Source organism: uncultured Zoogloea sp., from assembly GCF_937894855.1.
Taxonomy (GTDB): Bacteria; Pseudomonadota; Gammaproteobacteria; order Burkholderiales; family Rhodocyclaceae; genus Zoogloea; species Zoogloea oryzae.
Window position 1 is genome coordinate 14,889 of record NZ_CALAYQ010000173.1, and the last position, 13,046, is coordinate 27,934.

The window sequence follows — 13,046 nt, forward strand, 5'->3', positions numbered from 1 at the left end:
CGGACGGACGGATGGCGCAATTCTAGGATGGGTCGCCGCGTTTTTCGTGGCTTTGACCGGCGAGTTGCCGTCGGTAGCGTTCGGGCGACATGCCAGTCCAGCCGGTGAAGGCGCGGTAGAAGGCCGAGGTGTCGGCGTAGCCCAGGTCGGCGGCCACCTGGGCGATGGGCTGGCGGGTCTTGGTGAGGCGGGCCAGGGCGATGTCGCGGCGCAGGGCTTCCTTGATGCCGCGGAAGCTCGCCCCTTCTTCTTCGAGGCGGCGGTGCAGGGTGCGCGGCGACATGTGCAGGCGGCTCGCCACGTCGTCCTGCGAGAGGCTCGCCGGCAGGGCGTCGCGGATCAGGTCACGCACCCGCAGCACGGTGGCCCGGTCGCGCCGGTAGAGCATGCTGATGCGGCCCGGCGCGCCTTCGAGGAAGCTGGCGAGGGCGGCCTCGTCGCGGCGGATCGGCAGGTCCAGCAGGGTGGCGTTGAAGTGGGCGGTGAGGCGCTTCCCGCCGACGAAGCTGGAGCGTTCGGTATAGACCAGCACGTAGTCGTCGGCGTGGTCCGGGCGGCTGAACGGGAAATCCACCGAATCCAGCGCCAGCCCGCGCCCGGCCAGCCAGCACGACAGGCTGTGGAGGAGGCGCAGCAGCCACTCGAAGGCGAACACCCGCGCCGGATCGTCCGGGTGGGCGGTGAGGGGCGCGGATTCGACGATGTGCAGCTCGGCCCGGGTGTCGCGGCGTTCGATGCTCACCGCCAGATCGGGCAGCACGATGGACAGGAAACGCCGGGCCCGGTCGAGGGCGTCGGCGAGGGTCGGGGCGCCGAGCATGCCCCGGCACAGGAACTCGAAACTGCCCGGCCGCATGCTGCCGGAAAACAGCCCGAAGCCTTCGTCATCGAGGGCGGCGATGATCCGGTTGTAGAGGGTCGCGTAGCGGTCGACCGGCACCCGACTGGCCGCGTCTGCAAGATCGATGTCGAGTCCGGCCAGGTGGGGGGCTGGGTCGATATTGCGACGCAGCATTCCGGAAAGCATTCCGGTGACGAAACCCATTGATACGCTTGTGCGTTTGCGGGCTGCGGAGCTTGCCAAAGGGGGTTCTCCGATCCGGTGGAGTCAGGGCTGGCGACGCTGCCTGCCGTTTGGCGGATTTTGCACGAATCCCGTCGACAACGGCAATGGCAAAGGCGTGGGCGGCCTTCTACCATTCAAGGACTGATAAACATGAGTTGGGGGAGACAGCATGACCGACCTGAGCGTTGCCAAGAAACTCGTCGCCTATAAGCCCAAGAACAAGGTGCGTTTCGTCACTGCCGCAGCACTTTTTGATGGACATGATGCGTCCATCAACATCATGCGGCGGATTCTTCAGTCCACCGGCTCCGAGGTGATCCACCTCGGCCACAACCGCTCGGTGGGCGAGATCGTGAACGCGGCGCTCCAGGAAGACGTGCAGGGCATCGCCATCACCTCGTACCAGGGCGGCCACGTCGAGTTCTTCAAGTACATGATCGACCTGCTGCGCGAGAACGGCGGCGAGAACATCAAGGTCTTCGGCGGCGGCGGCGGCGTGATCGTCCCGGCCGAGATCAAGGAACTCCACGACTACGGCGTCACCCGCATCTACTCGCCCGAAGACGGCGCGGTGCTGGGCCTGCAGGGCATGATCAACGACCTCGTCGAGAAGTGCGACCAGGACCTCTCCCACGCCGGCCCGCAGGGTGCCGACGCCGTGGTGGAAGCCCTCAAGTCGGGCGATCGTCGCGTGCTCGCCAAGATCATCACCGGCCTTGAAAATGGCGCCTACCCGGACGCCGTGAAGACCGCGGTCATCGAGGCCGCCAAGAGCCTCAAGACCCCGGCGCTGGGCATCACCGGCACCGGTGGCGCCGGCAAGTCCAGCCTCACCGACGAGCTGGTGCGCCGCTTCCGCCTCGACCAGAACGACCAGCTCAAGCTTGCGATCATCTCCATCGACCCGTCGCGCAAGCGCACCGGCGGCGCGCTGCTGGGCGACCGCATCCGCATGAATGCCATCGAGCATCCGAACATCTTCATGCGTTCGCTGGCCACCCGCGACACCGGCAAGGAAGTTTCCGTCTCCCTCCCCGAAGTCATCGCCGCCACCAAGCTGGCCGGTTTCGATCTCGTGATCGTCGAAACCTCCGGCATTGGCCAGGGCGATGCCGCCATCGTCCCCTTCGTCGATGTGTCGCTGTATGTGATGACCCCCGAATTCGGCGCTGCCAGCCAGCTCGAGAAGATCGACATGCTCGACTTCGCCGATTTCGTGGCCATCAACAAGTTCGACCGCAAGGGCGCGGAAGACGCCCTGCGCGACGTACGCAAGCAGTACCAGCGCAACCGCGAGCTGTTCAACCAGAACACTGACGAGATGCCGGTGTTCGGCACCATGGCCGCCCGCTTCAACGACGACGGCGTGACCGCCCTGTACCAGGCGCTGGCTCCGGCGCTCGCCGCCAAGGGCCTTAAGCTGCACGGCGCCAAGCTGCCCATCGTGGCGGTGAAGGCCTCCAGCCGCGGCCGTGCCATCGTCCCGGCCGAGCGCACCCGTTACCTCGCCGAGATCGCCGATACCGTGCGCGGCTACCACAAGCACACGTCCGAACAGGCCCGCGTCGCCCGCGAACGTCAGGCCCTGCGTATCTCCAAGCAGCTCTTCGAAGGCTGCAAGAAGGACGCCGGCAGCTTTGCCGAACTCATCGAGTGGAAGGACGGCGAGCTCACCGCCACCAGCCGCAAGCTCCTCGACATGTGGCCGAAGACCGTCGAGCTGTATTCGGCCGACGAGTACGTGGTGAAGATCCGCGACAAGGAAATCCGCACCGTTCTCACCACCGAATCCCTCTCGGGCAGCAAGATCCGCAAGGTCGCCCTGCCGCGCTTCGAGGACGACGGCGAGACCCTGCGCTTCCTGATGAAGGAAAACGTCCCCGGCTCCTTCCCCTTCACCGCCGGCGTGTTCGCCTTCAAGCGCGAAGGTGAAGACCCGACCCGGATGTTCGCCGGCGAAGGCGACGCCTTCCGCACCAACCGCCGCTTCAAGAAGGTTTCCGAGGGCATGCCGGCCCATCGCCTCTCCACCGCCTTCGACTCGGTGACGCTGTACGGCTGCGACCCGGATCCGCGTCCGGACATCTACGGCAAGATCGGCAACTCCGGCGTGTCCATCGCCACGCTGGACGACATGAAGGTGCTGTACGACGGCTTCGACCTGGTCAACCCGACCACCTCCGTGTCGATGACCATCAACGGCCCGGCGCCCATCATCCTGGCGATGTTCTTCAACACCGCGCTGGAGCAGCAGCTCGCCAAGTTCAAGGCCCAGAACGGCCGCGACGCCACCGACGACGAATACCAGAAGATCCGCGAATGGGTGCTCGCCACCGTGCGCGGCACCGTGCAGGCCGACATCCTGAAGGAAGACCAGGGCCAGAACACCTGCATCTTCTCCACCGAATTCGCCCTCAAGATGATGGGCGACATCCAGGAGTTCTTCGTCCATAACAAGGTGCAGAACTTCTACTCGGTGTCGATCTCCGGCTACCACATCGCCGAAGCCGGCGCGAACCCGATCAGCCAGCTGGCCTTCACGCTGTCCAACGGCTTCACGTATGTCGAGAGCTACCTCGCCCGCGGCATGCACATCGACGACTTCGCGCCCAACCTGAGCTTCTTCTTCAGCAACGGCATGGACCCGGAATACTCGGTGATCGGCCGCGTCGCCCGCCGCATCTGGGCCGTGGCGATGAAGAACAAGTACGGCGCCAACGAGCGCAGCCAGAAGCTGAAGTACCACATTCAAACTTCCGGCCGCTCGCTGCACGCCCAGGAGATGGACTTCAACGACATCCGCACCACGCTGCAGGCGCTGATCGCCATCTACGACAACTGCAACTCGCTGCACACCAACGCCTACGACGAGGCGATCACCACCCCGACCGAGGAATCGGTGCGCCGGGCGATGGCGATCCAGCTGATCATCAACCGCGAATGGGGCCTCGCCAACAACGAGAACCCCAACCAGGGCGCCTTCATCATCGAGGAACTCACCGACCTCGTCGAAGAAGCGGTGCTCAAGGAGTTCGAAGCCATCAGCTCCCGCGGCGGCGTGCTGGGCGCAATGGAAACCGGCTTCCAGCGCGGCAAGATCCAGGAAGAGTCGCTCTATTACGAGCACAAGAAGCACGACGGCTCCTACCCGATCATCGGCGTCAATACCTTCCTCAACCCGAAGGGCATGGCCCAGCAGGAAATCGAACTGGCCCGCTCCAGTGAAGACGAAAAGCAGAGCCAGCTCCAGCGCCTGGCCGACTTCCAGGCCCGCAACGCCGAGGAAGCGCCCAAGTGGCTCGCGAAGCTCAAAGAGACCGTCATCGAAAACGGCAACGTCTTCGCGGTGCTGGTGGATGCGGTGAAGTACTGCTCCCTGGGCCAGATCACCACCGCGCTGTACGACGTGGGTGGTCAGTACCGGCGGAGCATGTAAACTCTCTTGGACCCTGTACGCGCTAAGCCCGTGTTGGCAGACGCGTACAGGTGTTCTGGACAGTGCTCCAAGTAGTGAATCACGTCTGATTTTTCAATCGGTTATTGGGGCGTAACTGAAAAGTTCTATTTCCATTTTTCCTCAAAAATAGCGAGCATGGTGCTTGCTTTGAAATCGCTGCTGGATATTTCGTTTGATCGATCGTCTGAAATGCTCCGCAAGCGGTTGATGAGAATCAAAGACTGCTCAGAGTTCAGTTTTTCGTTGGCTTTTGGATCGGTGGAAAAGCTTTTCTCTAGGTCGTTAAGCGCAATCTTTATTCTCGCCTTTGTTTTGGGGTCGATGTTGTTTTTTCCAATATGTGCCTCCCCGCTTTCTATTGCGCTCAGAATGCGGCGGTAGTTGCTATTGGCTTGCAGGGTTTCTGCGATTTTATCGCCTGCTTTCTTGAAGTCGTTCGTTTTTGTTTCTTCTGCGTTTTCGATTAGCGTTTTCAATTCCGAAAACGTCTGATAGTTGGCGGCTGTCGATTCCGTTTGTTGCTTGTTGACCTGAATGACTGCGTAGGCGTCGCCGGGCGTTCTGCCTGGCCATAAGCGCTTGCACTCTTCGTCTTCATACAGCCGGCTTTCCGTCGGGTTGTAGAAAAGTGATCCGATCTCCTGGAAAGGTAGATCCCGCTTCTCGTTGCGTAAGAGGATATAGTCACCGTAAGCAAGAAATGCCGCAGGTAACTCGCCTCGCAGACCTCCGGCGTCCAGGCTTATCGTGTCGTAACGTAAGTTGAGATCGTCTTTGTTTAGGCGCACTAGCGTTGTGCCAATAGTTTCCAATACGTTCAGTACAGGTGAAGCAGGCGCTGCGACGGTTCGTCCGATTGCAGCTAAGGTGGATATGAGATTTGCGCTGCGTTCGTTCTTCTTGTCGCTATCGATCTCAATGGCGAACAAACTGATGGCGACCGGGTTTCCTTTGTATTGGACAGGGCCGGAGATGATTAATTGCCCGAAGTTAAGGAACTGACCCGGACGAACATCGTCGCTGAAGTAAATGACTCGTCCTGATGTGTGGGCTTGTGGGGAAAAGTCCAGGCCACCGCTGCTGTCACCATATTGGAAAGCTTTTGCGACAAGAGCGTATTGCGAGTGGGGCGCGTCGAAGGAGAACCATTGCCGTTCCGGGGTAAAGTTCCCCATCCATACTGATTTCAAGAGTACGACAAAATTGTGGCCAGGCGCCGCCATGGCCTCTTTCGCTTCTGCGGTTTTCGGGCGAAGGAAGCGCGGCAGAATCGATACGCAGTTGCAGTTGAGAATCCTATTGTTAATTTGCACTGTTGATTCATCTATGGTTGCGGATTTGCACTCCGCGGGTATTTTGGCCCGTCCGTAGGTCGCAAATCCTACATTAGTGCCTGCGTGGGCTTGAGTAATGCAGGCCATCACTGCAGCCAGGATAAGTGTTTGCTTCATTGTCGCCTCCTCGTCGATTTTGTGTTGGAGTGATGAATCGCCTGAACGCTAATCTTGTAATTGGGTGTGGCTACCGGATGGTTGTTACGCTTGCCCCTGTTTTTTTGTGGACTCGTCGGCCTTGTGTGAGAGCGCTTACTCCGGTGTAAAGCAAAACGAAAGCCAGTGAAGCTAGTAAGACGAATTTCATAACAACGAACATCGAGGTGCCGGCTGAATAGACGAAGATCCAAAATTCAATCGGGAGCAGTGGCACACTTATAGCTTTTTGCAGGTGGGTCTGAATTGCCCAAGCCGAGAGCGTATTCTTTGCGATATCGGCTAGCGGTAGCCCGACTGCAGAGAAGCATGCAAGACGGCCTAGGTGCTTGGATGGATAGCTGGTTTGGCTGCGCCATTGAAGCATGTAGAACAACAAGAGAATAATGGAGATTGAGTAGAAGAAGATGAATAGTCCGTCTAGTCTTAATAAATACAGTACCCCCTCGCGCCCGGAGGGAAAAGCTTCGAGGTAACTGCCGAGGTCTTGGCATGCGCCAAGGATGTAGCAGGGTTGAAAGTCCAGTGCGAGTTGCCTGGCTCTTGCTCCTCCGGAAGCAAAGATTGCGCTAGCGATTGCAGCGCAGATAGCCATCGTCAGAAGCAGTAATTTTGAAGAGTGTTGGTGGCGGGGTTGTCCGGGTGCGCTATTTAGATAAGTTTTTGTTGAGGGGGTGCTCTTTTGGGTCTTTTCACATGAATAAATAGTGGGCAGTGTGAGTGGCGGAGGATCACCCGCTTGCGTGCGTTCCATAACGCTGTCGTGGATGGTGAGCTCGGCTGGAAGCTCGCGGCCAAACATGCCCGTCAGAACCCACATAGGCATCGATGTAATCTCGCTATGCAGGGTGGCCAAGGCGTCACCCTGATATTGACTCGTCAGTGCTACTGTATCTACAAAAAGTGCTTTCTCTGAGGCTTCGTGGACCATCCAGCCTAAAGTGATATTGGCTAGCCCCGAGTCATCCTTGTAGCCTCCACCGACATCCGAGTGTGATCCACGGAACCAGACCTGTTTGTAGCTGTGATTTTCCAGCTTTTCGACTGGTGAACTGTAGAGCCTGGGTTTGAATGGCCACCGAAGTTCGTCTAACGCTAGCGCGTGGCGGACATGATGGAGGCCCGGTTTAACCGTCGGGTCGCTAGTGATCGACGCGCCGACGAATTGCCAGATGCCTACGGATTCGACCGTATCCCATACCCCAATAAAGTGAATTGGGACGTCACGCGTGTCGCCATAGCGTTGAGCGAAAGAGCTCTTGAAGTCCCTAGCGGCTTCTTCTCTGTTCTTCTTGCTTTTCTTGGTCGAGTTCTTGCTTCGGTAAATGCGTAAGGCAGAAGTAATAAGGTTTTCATGTTCTTGGCGTAGTAGTCCGAACATGAGGACCAGGCCTGAGAGGGCGCGGACGGTAAATGCTCCGCGAGAAAAGCCGAAAAGAAATATTCGGTCGCCTTCGCGGTAGTTGCGTAAGAGGAATGTGTAGGCTTCGGCTACATTGGTCCAAACGCCATCCCCAAATGCGAGACCGCCGACACGCTGGAGGGTGTCGCGAAATCGCAAACCCCCGCTACCATCGCCGGCAAGCGTGCCATCTGCGGTGCCGACTCCAGGGTCGTAATAGGTGAGCTGTCCGTCTGACTTCTCTAGTGCTTCGTATAGCTTGGTGACATTGGTTTTATCTCGCCCGGGGCTCCATACATTACCGGTGCCGTCACAGCACACGACGATATTGCGGGGCTCTGATGAGTGCATACCGGACCTCCGTTGGCATATCTGAATGAAAACGTCCTTAAGTATCTATAGCAGACATTTTTCCGGTATGCATGTTGACTTGTTGGCTACCCTCGGCGCACGGCGGACAGCATCTCGTGCACGTCGTGGGTCATCACGGCCAGCCAGGCGGTCAGGCCCAGGTAGAGCACGGCGTATTCGATGCGCTTGGCCGGCGGAGTGTCGTAGTAGCCGGGGGCAGGCGCGGCCTCGCCGCGGAAGGCGCGCCACATGTGGGGGGCGGCCAGCAGGGCGACGATCACCAGCATCGGGCTGGGGCGCCACAGGAAGATCGCCACCAGCACCGGCGCGCCGACGAGCCAGAACTTCGGCGACACCACGCCGGTCATCCGCCCGCCATCCAGCGGCGGAACCGGGATCAGGTTGAACAGGTTGAGGAAGAAGCCGGAATAGGCCAGGGCCAGCAGCAGGTCGCTGCCTTCCGAGCGGGCCACGAAATAGCACAGCAGCGAGGCGGCGGTGCCCGCCACGGGGCCGGCCATCGCCACGTAGGCTTCGGTCTCGGCGTTCATGGGCTGCTCCTTCAGCTCGATCCATGCGCCGAGGAAGGGGATGAAGGTGGGCGCACCCACGTTGAGGCCACGCCGGCGCGCGGCCAGGTAGTGGCCCATCTCGTGGCAGAAGATCAGCGCGACAAAACCGGCGGCGTAGCGCCAGCCCCAGATCAGGGCGTAGGCGCCGATGGACAGCAGCATGGTGCCGGCGGTGGTGAGCAGCTTGCCGAACTTGGCGCCGCCGAGAAGAAGCAGGAGGAGTTTCATGACCGGGCGCATCCATGAAAAACGGCCCGCGCAGGGCCGTCCATCCGAGATGCCGAATTAGTTTGCCAGTGGATTCTCCTGGACATGCCGCTTGTGGGCAAGTTCTCGACTGGCGGCGAAATCGCTCAAATCAGGGCGTGGTGTCCTTCTTGCGGCCCAGCACACGGCTGGCGCCGGCGCCCAGACCGACCATCGCCAGCAGGCCGACCTTCCAGAACTTGGCGACAAACAGCCCCAGGCTGGCGAACAGCCCGAGCTTCTTGGCGGCCATCCCGCCCACCAGCGCGGCCAGGCCGTACTCGGCCATGCGGTCGGTGGCGGCGTTGAAGCCGGCGTAGCGCTTGCCCTCGTTGAAGGTCAGGGCGGCCAGCAGTTCGCGGGTGGTGGGCTTTTCCAGTTCGACCCGATCCATGCTGGTGACGAGGTTCATCGAGAAGTAGCCCTCGCGGCCCAGCACGTAGGTGTTGTAGTTGACCCCGTCGCCGCGGCCCTGGGGATCCTTGGCGCGGGCGGCCACCGACCACACCAGCCGGTGGGTGGCGGGGTCGTAGCTCGGCACCTCGACCCAGCCGACCACGTTGAACTCTGGCAGGCCGCGGTTGCGGCGCTCGGCATTGGCGGCCTCGGTGCCGTCCTTGAGGTTCTTGAGGAGCTCGTCGGCGTTCCAGTCGCGGGCTTCCTCGTCCTTCACGTAGCCGGCGGGGGTGAATTCCACCGCCACGAAGCCGGCCAGATCGGGGCTCACCACCAGCCCGTGGAAACCCTTGCCGCCGTTCTTGTTGCCCTGGGCTTCCATCAGCGCCTGGGCCTCGGCCTTCGGGATGAAGCCGAAGCCTTCGGGCAGCTTGAGCACGCCCTGATCGCCCAGCTCGATCTCCCGCGGGCCCATCTGCACGGCAGCCTGGGCGGCCAGGGCCGCGGCCTCGATGCGTGCCTCGGCAGCCGTCGGCGGGGCATCGACGGCGAGGGCCGTGGACAGGCAGGGAAGGCAGAGCGCCAGCGTGAGAAGGGAGCGGCGAAGGGCAGAGATCATCATCTAGGGGCCGATCCGGAGGTGAAAAAGTGTGACGAGAACGGATCACATCCGATGATAACGCCCACGGTGGGTGAGACTTTGTGTGCTAATTGGCACTTGGAGGGCGGATTGCCGGTCGTCTTGGCATTCTTTCGGGGCGATCTATGATGGAACGAGGGGCGGGCATCCGGCCGGCTCCGTCGCCAGATCGCGGGTGACATGAACAGGAAGCGCAGACGCTCGTTCTTCCGTGATGCCGTCACGGCCGACTGGCTGCGGCGGGGCATGCGCGTGCCCTTCATCCTGGCCTCGGTGATGTGCTCCCTGGCCTGGGCCGACGGCGGCGAGGTGCCGGTCAAGAAATCCCAAGGCCGCAAGCTCGGCCTGAGCATTCAGGTGCAGGGCGGCGGCTGGGGGCGCGGGCGCAAGGAATCCATCGAGACAGTGCTGAACGCCGTGGCCGATGAGTTGCTGCCCCGTCTGCCGAGCGGGCTCACCGTGCCCATCGTCGTCACCCACACCGATGGCCCGCCGATGGCGCTCTACGGCCGTGGGCCCGGCGGCGAGTTCCGCATCCGCCTGCACGCCCGCGACGAGAACTGGCATCTCTACGCCTACGAGTTCGCCCACGAGCTGTGCCATGTGATGTCCAACCACGACGCCCACCCGGCAGGCAGCCCGCCCCGGCGGGACAACCAGTGGTTCGAGGAAACCCTCTGCGAGACGGCCTCCCTGTTCACCCTGCGTCATCTCGCCCAGCGCTGGGAATCGGAGCCACCCGGGCCAGAATGGGCGGGCGAGGCCGACCGGCTGCGGCGCTTCTTCGACCTGCTGGTCTCCGAAGGCCACCGCCGCCTGCCGCCCGACGCGCCGCTGGCTGCCTGGCTGCAGGCCCACGAGGACGAGCTGCGCCACAACCCCTATCTGCGCGAGAAGAACGAGGTGCTGGCCAATCTGCTGCTGCCCCTCTTCGAGCGCAACCCGGAAAACTGGCAGGCCCTCGGCTACATGAACCTCGACCCCGACGACGCCCGCAGCAGCCTGCGCAGCTATCTCTCCCGCTGGTATGCCAATACCCCGCTGGCCCACCGCTCGCTGGTGGCCGGCGTGCTGGCCCTGCTGGCGCTGGATGACGTGTTGCCGCCCGAGCGGGGCAGCGGCCCGCTGCGCACCGCCGCCAAGTGATCGCCCCGGTGTGGCGATTCTCCTTTGTTGAGTAAATCCGTCGACTATGATGAAAAGGTGACAGAAGCCGATCCGGACCTGCCTCCTGGGCGGGTCAATCTGGTGGTCATGGCAGGCGGGCATTCAGGTGCCCGCCTGCAATCGGGAGCGGCTCCCGGGTTCATCCGGGCGCTGTTCCACCACTCTTTTTCAGGGAGGAACACCCAACGGAGGACAACATGAAAAAGAGTCTCTTGGCGAAAATCGGTGCCGGTTTCCTGATGGGAAGCGTTCTGGCCGTCGCGCCCGCCGGCGCAGCCGATCTTTACGACAGCCTGCAGGCGTTTTCCTACGACATGAGCCTGCACCGCAGCATGGGGAGCGATCCCTACGACAGCATGGAGCCTACCGCCGCGGGCGGCTCGCAAGGCTCGGTCAGGACCGACATGATGAAGGACTCCGATGCCTATCGCAGTGGCGACACCTATCAGGGCTCCTATTACGGCTGGACCCAGTGGTCCGATGTGAACCAGCAGCTTGGCCCGATCGGCGGCCGCGACACCAATTGACCGCCAGCCCGATCGTCGTTCCACCCCACGCCGCCTGAGGGCGGCGTTTTCATGGGCGATGGCGGCCGTCGCGCCGGTAAGATGACGGACCCGCCACGCCCTGCGTCCCGCCCGTGAAACGCCTCGTCTTCGTCGCCCTTTTCGCCTTCGCCCAGCTTGCGTCTGCCGAGGACGCCCGCATCGCCGCGGTGTTTGCCGGCCAGCAGGTCGAGGGGACGCTGGTGGTGAGCGCCCTGCGCGACGGCCGCACGTTCATTCACGACGACACCCGGGCGGCGCGGCGCTTTGCCTCCGCGTCCACCTTCAAGGTCTTCAATACCCTGATCGCCCTGCAGGAAAAGGCCATCACCGCCGACAGCGTGCTCAAGTGGGACGGCCGGCAGCATGACATCCCCGACTGGAACCGCGACCAGACCCTGGCCAGCGCCTTCCGCGTCTCCTGCGTGTGGTGCTACCAGCAGATGGCCGAGCGGGTCGGCGGCGAAGCCTACCGCCGCTACATCCGCAAGGCCGGCTATGGTGAGCTCACCGAACCTTTCGACACCACCACCTTCTGGCTGGATGGGGCGCTGCAGATCAGCGCGCAGGAGCAGGTGGCGTTTCTCAAGCAGGTGGTCCGCCGGCAACTGCCCTTCGATGCCGAAAACTACGCCACCCTCAAGGCCGTGATGCTCGCCGAGCGCACTCCGGCCTACGCCCTCTACGCCAAGACCGGCTGGGCCGCCCGCGCCACACCGCAGATCGGCTGGTACGTGGGCTACGTGGAAACCCCGGACGACACCTGGGTCTTCGCCACCAACATCGACATCCGCCAGCAGGCCGATCTGGCCCTGCGCCCGGCGCTTACCAGGGCCTCGCTGAAAGCCCTCGGCATCCTCCCCGACACGCCCTGAAGTGCCGGGAAAGGCCGGCAAATCGCGCGCGTCCTGAAGCCGCGGGCGAAAACCGGCGCGTGAATACACGCGAAGAATCGCCCAGCTAAAGCTGGACCCACTGCCTAGATTGAACGTCGTGATCGATGAGCGGGTTGTCGCTCGCCTAAGCGTGCTGCCGGGCATTGGTGACGGCCAGGGCTAGGCTCTCTGGCCCGCCGCCAACTTCCTCGCCGAGTTGAAGCGTGGGGCCGAGCCCGGGCGGTGGACGGCGATCGAGAAAAGCCTGGGCGGAAGTACGCAGCGCCCTAGCGAGCGAAGCGCCGTTCGGTGGCATTTTTTTTCCAGGTATTGAGCGCCTGATCAATCGACGCACCCGTTACGCCGATCGATATCTTCCCGATCTGCCCATATGCGAACCACGTCGGTCCCGAGATCACGATGACTGACACTTCGTGAAGACATCCGTCGATATCAACCCAATGGATCGAAGTATCTGGAGGCGGCATGGAGATCGATCTTTGGGGGGCTGGCAGGGCTCACCTTGTAGCACCGCCGATGTATAAAAAGTATAAAAAAGCGCCCTTCAGAGCAGACGATCGCCCACCGCCCCCTGCGGACAAGTTGCAGCGCCTCGATGCGCGTGGAATCAACCCTTACCCGGCGCTGCCGGAGATCGCGGAGAAGCGCGTCTGGCATTCATCGTGCGCCATTCGCCTTTGCGACATGTAAGTGCGCCCGACGCGACTTTTCGCGCCATTTTGGCCGCCGTTTTCGCGCGCGGCTTCAGTTTCCGTACCCCAATCACAATTCCGTACATTTGAAAAACAGTTGAGCAAACATGGTTTGCCAGACTGTCC

The 13,046-nt window shown here is 61.8% G+C and carries 10 protein-coding genes; 5 read left to right on the forward strand and 5 right to left on the reverse strand.

Features of this window, described 5'->3' with window-relative positions:
* Positions 1 to 22: 22 nt before the first annotated feature.
* The gene (locus Q0672_RS19280; RefSeq protein ID WP_298624856.1) at positions 23 to 1,015 is read right to left on the reverse strand and encodes an AraC family transcriptional regulator; all 993 of its coding nucleotides are present in this window, start codon (positions 1,013 to 1,015) and stop codon (positions 23 to 25) included.
* 220 nt (positions 1,016 to 1,235) lie between these two features.
* Between Q0672_RS19280 and icmF the strand changes: the two genes are divergently transcribed.
* Entirely contained in the window at positions 1,236 to 4,502 is a 3,267-nt protein-coding gene (gene icmF, locus Q0672_RS19285) for a fused isobutyryl-CoA mutase/GTPase IcmF (protein ID WP_298624858.1), read from the forward strand.
* Between the two features lie 125 nt (positions 4,503 to 4,627).
* On the opposite strand, the gene Q0672_RS19290 is transcribed toward icmF, so the two are convergent.
* The 4 genes from Q0672_RS19290 to Q0672_RS19305 all read right to left on the reverse strand — a co-directional run bounded on the left by Q0672_RS19290 (position 4,628) and on the right by Q0672_RS19305 (position 9,602).
* Complete coding sequence (locus Q0672_RS19290; RefSeq protein ID WP_298624860.1) at positions 4,628 to 5,974, reverse strand: hypothetical protein; 1,347 nt, start codon at positions 5,972 to 5,974, stop codon at positions 4,628 to 4,630.
* A 70-nt stretch (positions 5,975 to 6,044) separates the two neighbouring features.
* Positions 6,045 to 7,766, reverse strand: a complete 1,722-nt coding sequence (locus Q0672_RS19295) for a DUF2235 domain-containing protein (protein WP_298624862.1) — start codon at positions 7,764 to 7,766, stop codon at positions 6,045 to 6,047.
* Positions 7,767 to 7,852: 86 nt separating this feature from the next.
* Positions 7,853 to 8,566 carry a site-2 protease family protein gene (locus Q0672_RS19300; RefSeq protein WP_298624864.1) on the reverse strand — a complete coding sequence of 238 codons (714 nt, stop codon included), beginning with the start codon at positions 8,564 to 8,566 and terminating at the stop codon, positions 7,853 to 7,855.
* Between the two features lie 130 nt (positions 8,567 to 8,696).
* Entirely contained in the window at positions 8,697 to 9,602 is a 906-nt protein-coding gene (locus Q0672_RS19305; RefSeq protein WP_298624866.1) for a DUF2167 domain-containing protein, read from the reverse strand.
* Positions 9,603 to 9,800: 198 nt separating this feature from the next.
* Between Q0672_RS19305 and Q0672_RS19310 the strand changes: the two genes are divergently transcribed.
* The 4 genes from Q0672_RS19310 (at position 9,801) to Q0672_RS19325 (ending at position 12,918) form a co-directional block, all read left to right on the forward strand.
* Positions 9,801 to 10,766, forward strand: coding sequence for a hypothetical protein (locus tag Q0672_RS19310; protein WP_298624868.1), 966 nt, complete (start codon positions 9,801 to 9,803; stop codon positions 10,764 to 10,766).
* A gap of 218 nt (positions 10,767 to 10,984) precedes the next feature.
* A complete protein-coding gene (locus tag Q0672_RS19315) occupies positions 10,985 to 11,314 on the forward strand; it encodes a hypothetical protein (protein ID WP_298624870.1) in 330 nt (109 codons plus the stop codon).
* A 113-nt stretch (positions 11,315 to 11,427) separates the two neighbouring features.
* The gene (gene blaOXA, locus Q0672_RS19320; protein ID WP_153160519.1) at positions 11,428 to 12,207 is read left to right on the forward strand and encodes a class D beta-lactamase; all 780 of its coding nucleotides are present in this window, start codon (positions 11,428 to 11,430) and stop codon (positions 12,205 to 12,207) included.
* A 486-nt stretch (positions 12,208 to 12,693) separates the two neighbouring features.
* Positions 12,694 to 12,918 (forward strand): hypothetical protein, encoded by a 225-nt coding sequence (locus Q0672_RS19325; RefSeq protein ID WP_298624872.1) that lies wholly within the window; start codon positions 12,694 to 12,696, stop codon positions 12,916 to 12,918.
* The last annotated feature ends 128 nt before the right edge of the window (positions 12,919 to 13,046 follow it).

Excerpts from the sequence above, each read along its gene's own strand:
- Q0672_RS19300 (WP_298624864.1), bottom strand. The coding sequence starts at position 8,566 with ATGAAACTCCTCCTGCTTCTTCTCGGCGGCGCCAAGTTCGGCAAGCTG.
- icmF (WP_298624858.1), top strand. The coding sequence starts at position 1,236 with ATGACCGACCTGAGCGTTGCCAAGAAACTCGTCGCCTATAAGCCCAAG.
- Q0672_RS19310 (WP_298624868.1), top strand. The coding sequence starts at position 9,801 with ATGAACAGGAAGCGCAGACGCTCGTTCTTCCGTGATGCCGTCACGGCC.
- Q0672_RS19305 (WP_298624866.1), bottom strand. The coding sequence starts at position 9,602 with ATGATGATCTCTGCCCTTCGCCGCTCCCTTCTCACGCTGGCGCTCTGC.
- Q0672_RS19295 (WP_298624862.1), bottom strand. The coding sequence starts at position 7,766 with ATGCACTCATCAGAGCCCCGCAATATCGTCGTGTGCTGTGACGGCACC.
- Q0672_RS19315 (WP_298624870.1), top strand. The coding sequence starts at position 10,985 with ATGAAAAAGAGTCTCTTGGCGAAAATCGGTGCCGGTTTCCTGATGGGA.
- Q0672_RS19325 (WP_298624872.1), top strand. The coding sequence starts at position 12,694 with ATGGAGATCGATCTTTGGGGGGCTGGCAGGGCTCACCTTGTAGCACCG.
- Q0672_RS19280 (WP_298624856.1), bottom strand. The coding sequence starts at position 1,015 with ATGCTGCGTCGCAATATCGACCCAGCCCCCCACCTGGCCGGACTCGAC.
- Q0672_RS19290 (WP_298624860.1), bottom strand. The coding sequence starts at position 5,974 with ATGAAGCAAACACTTATCCTGGCTGCAGTGATGGCCTGCATTACTCAA.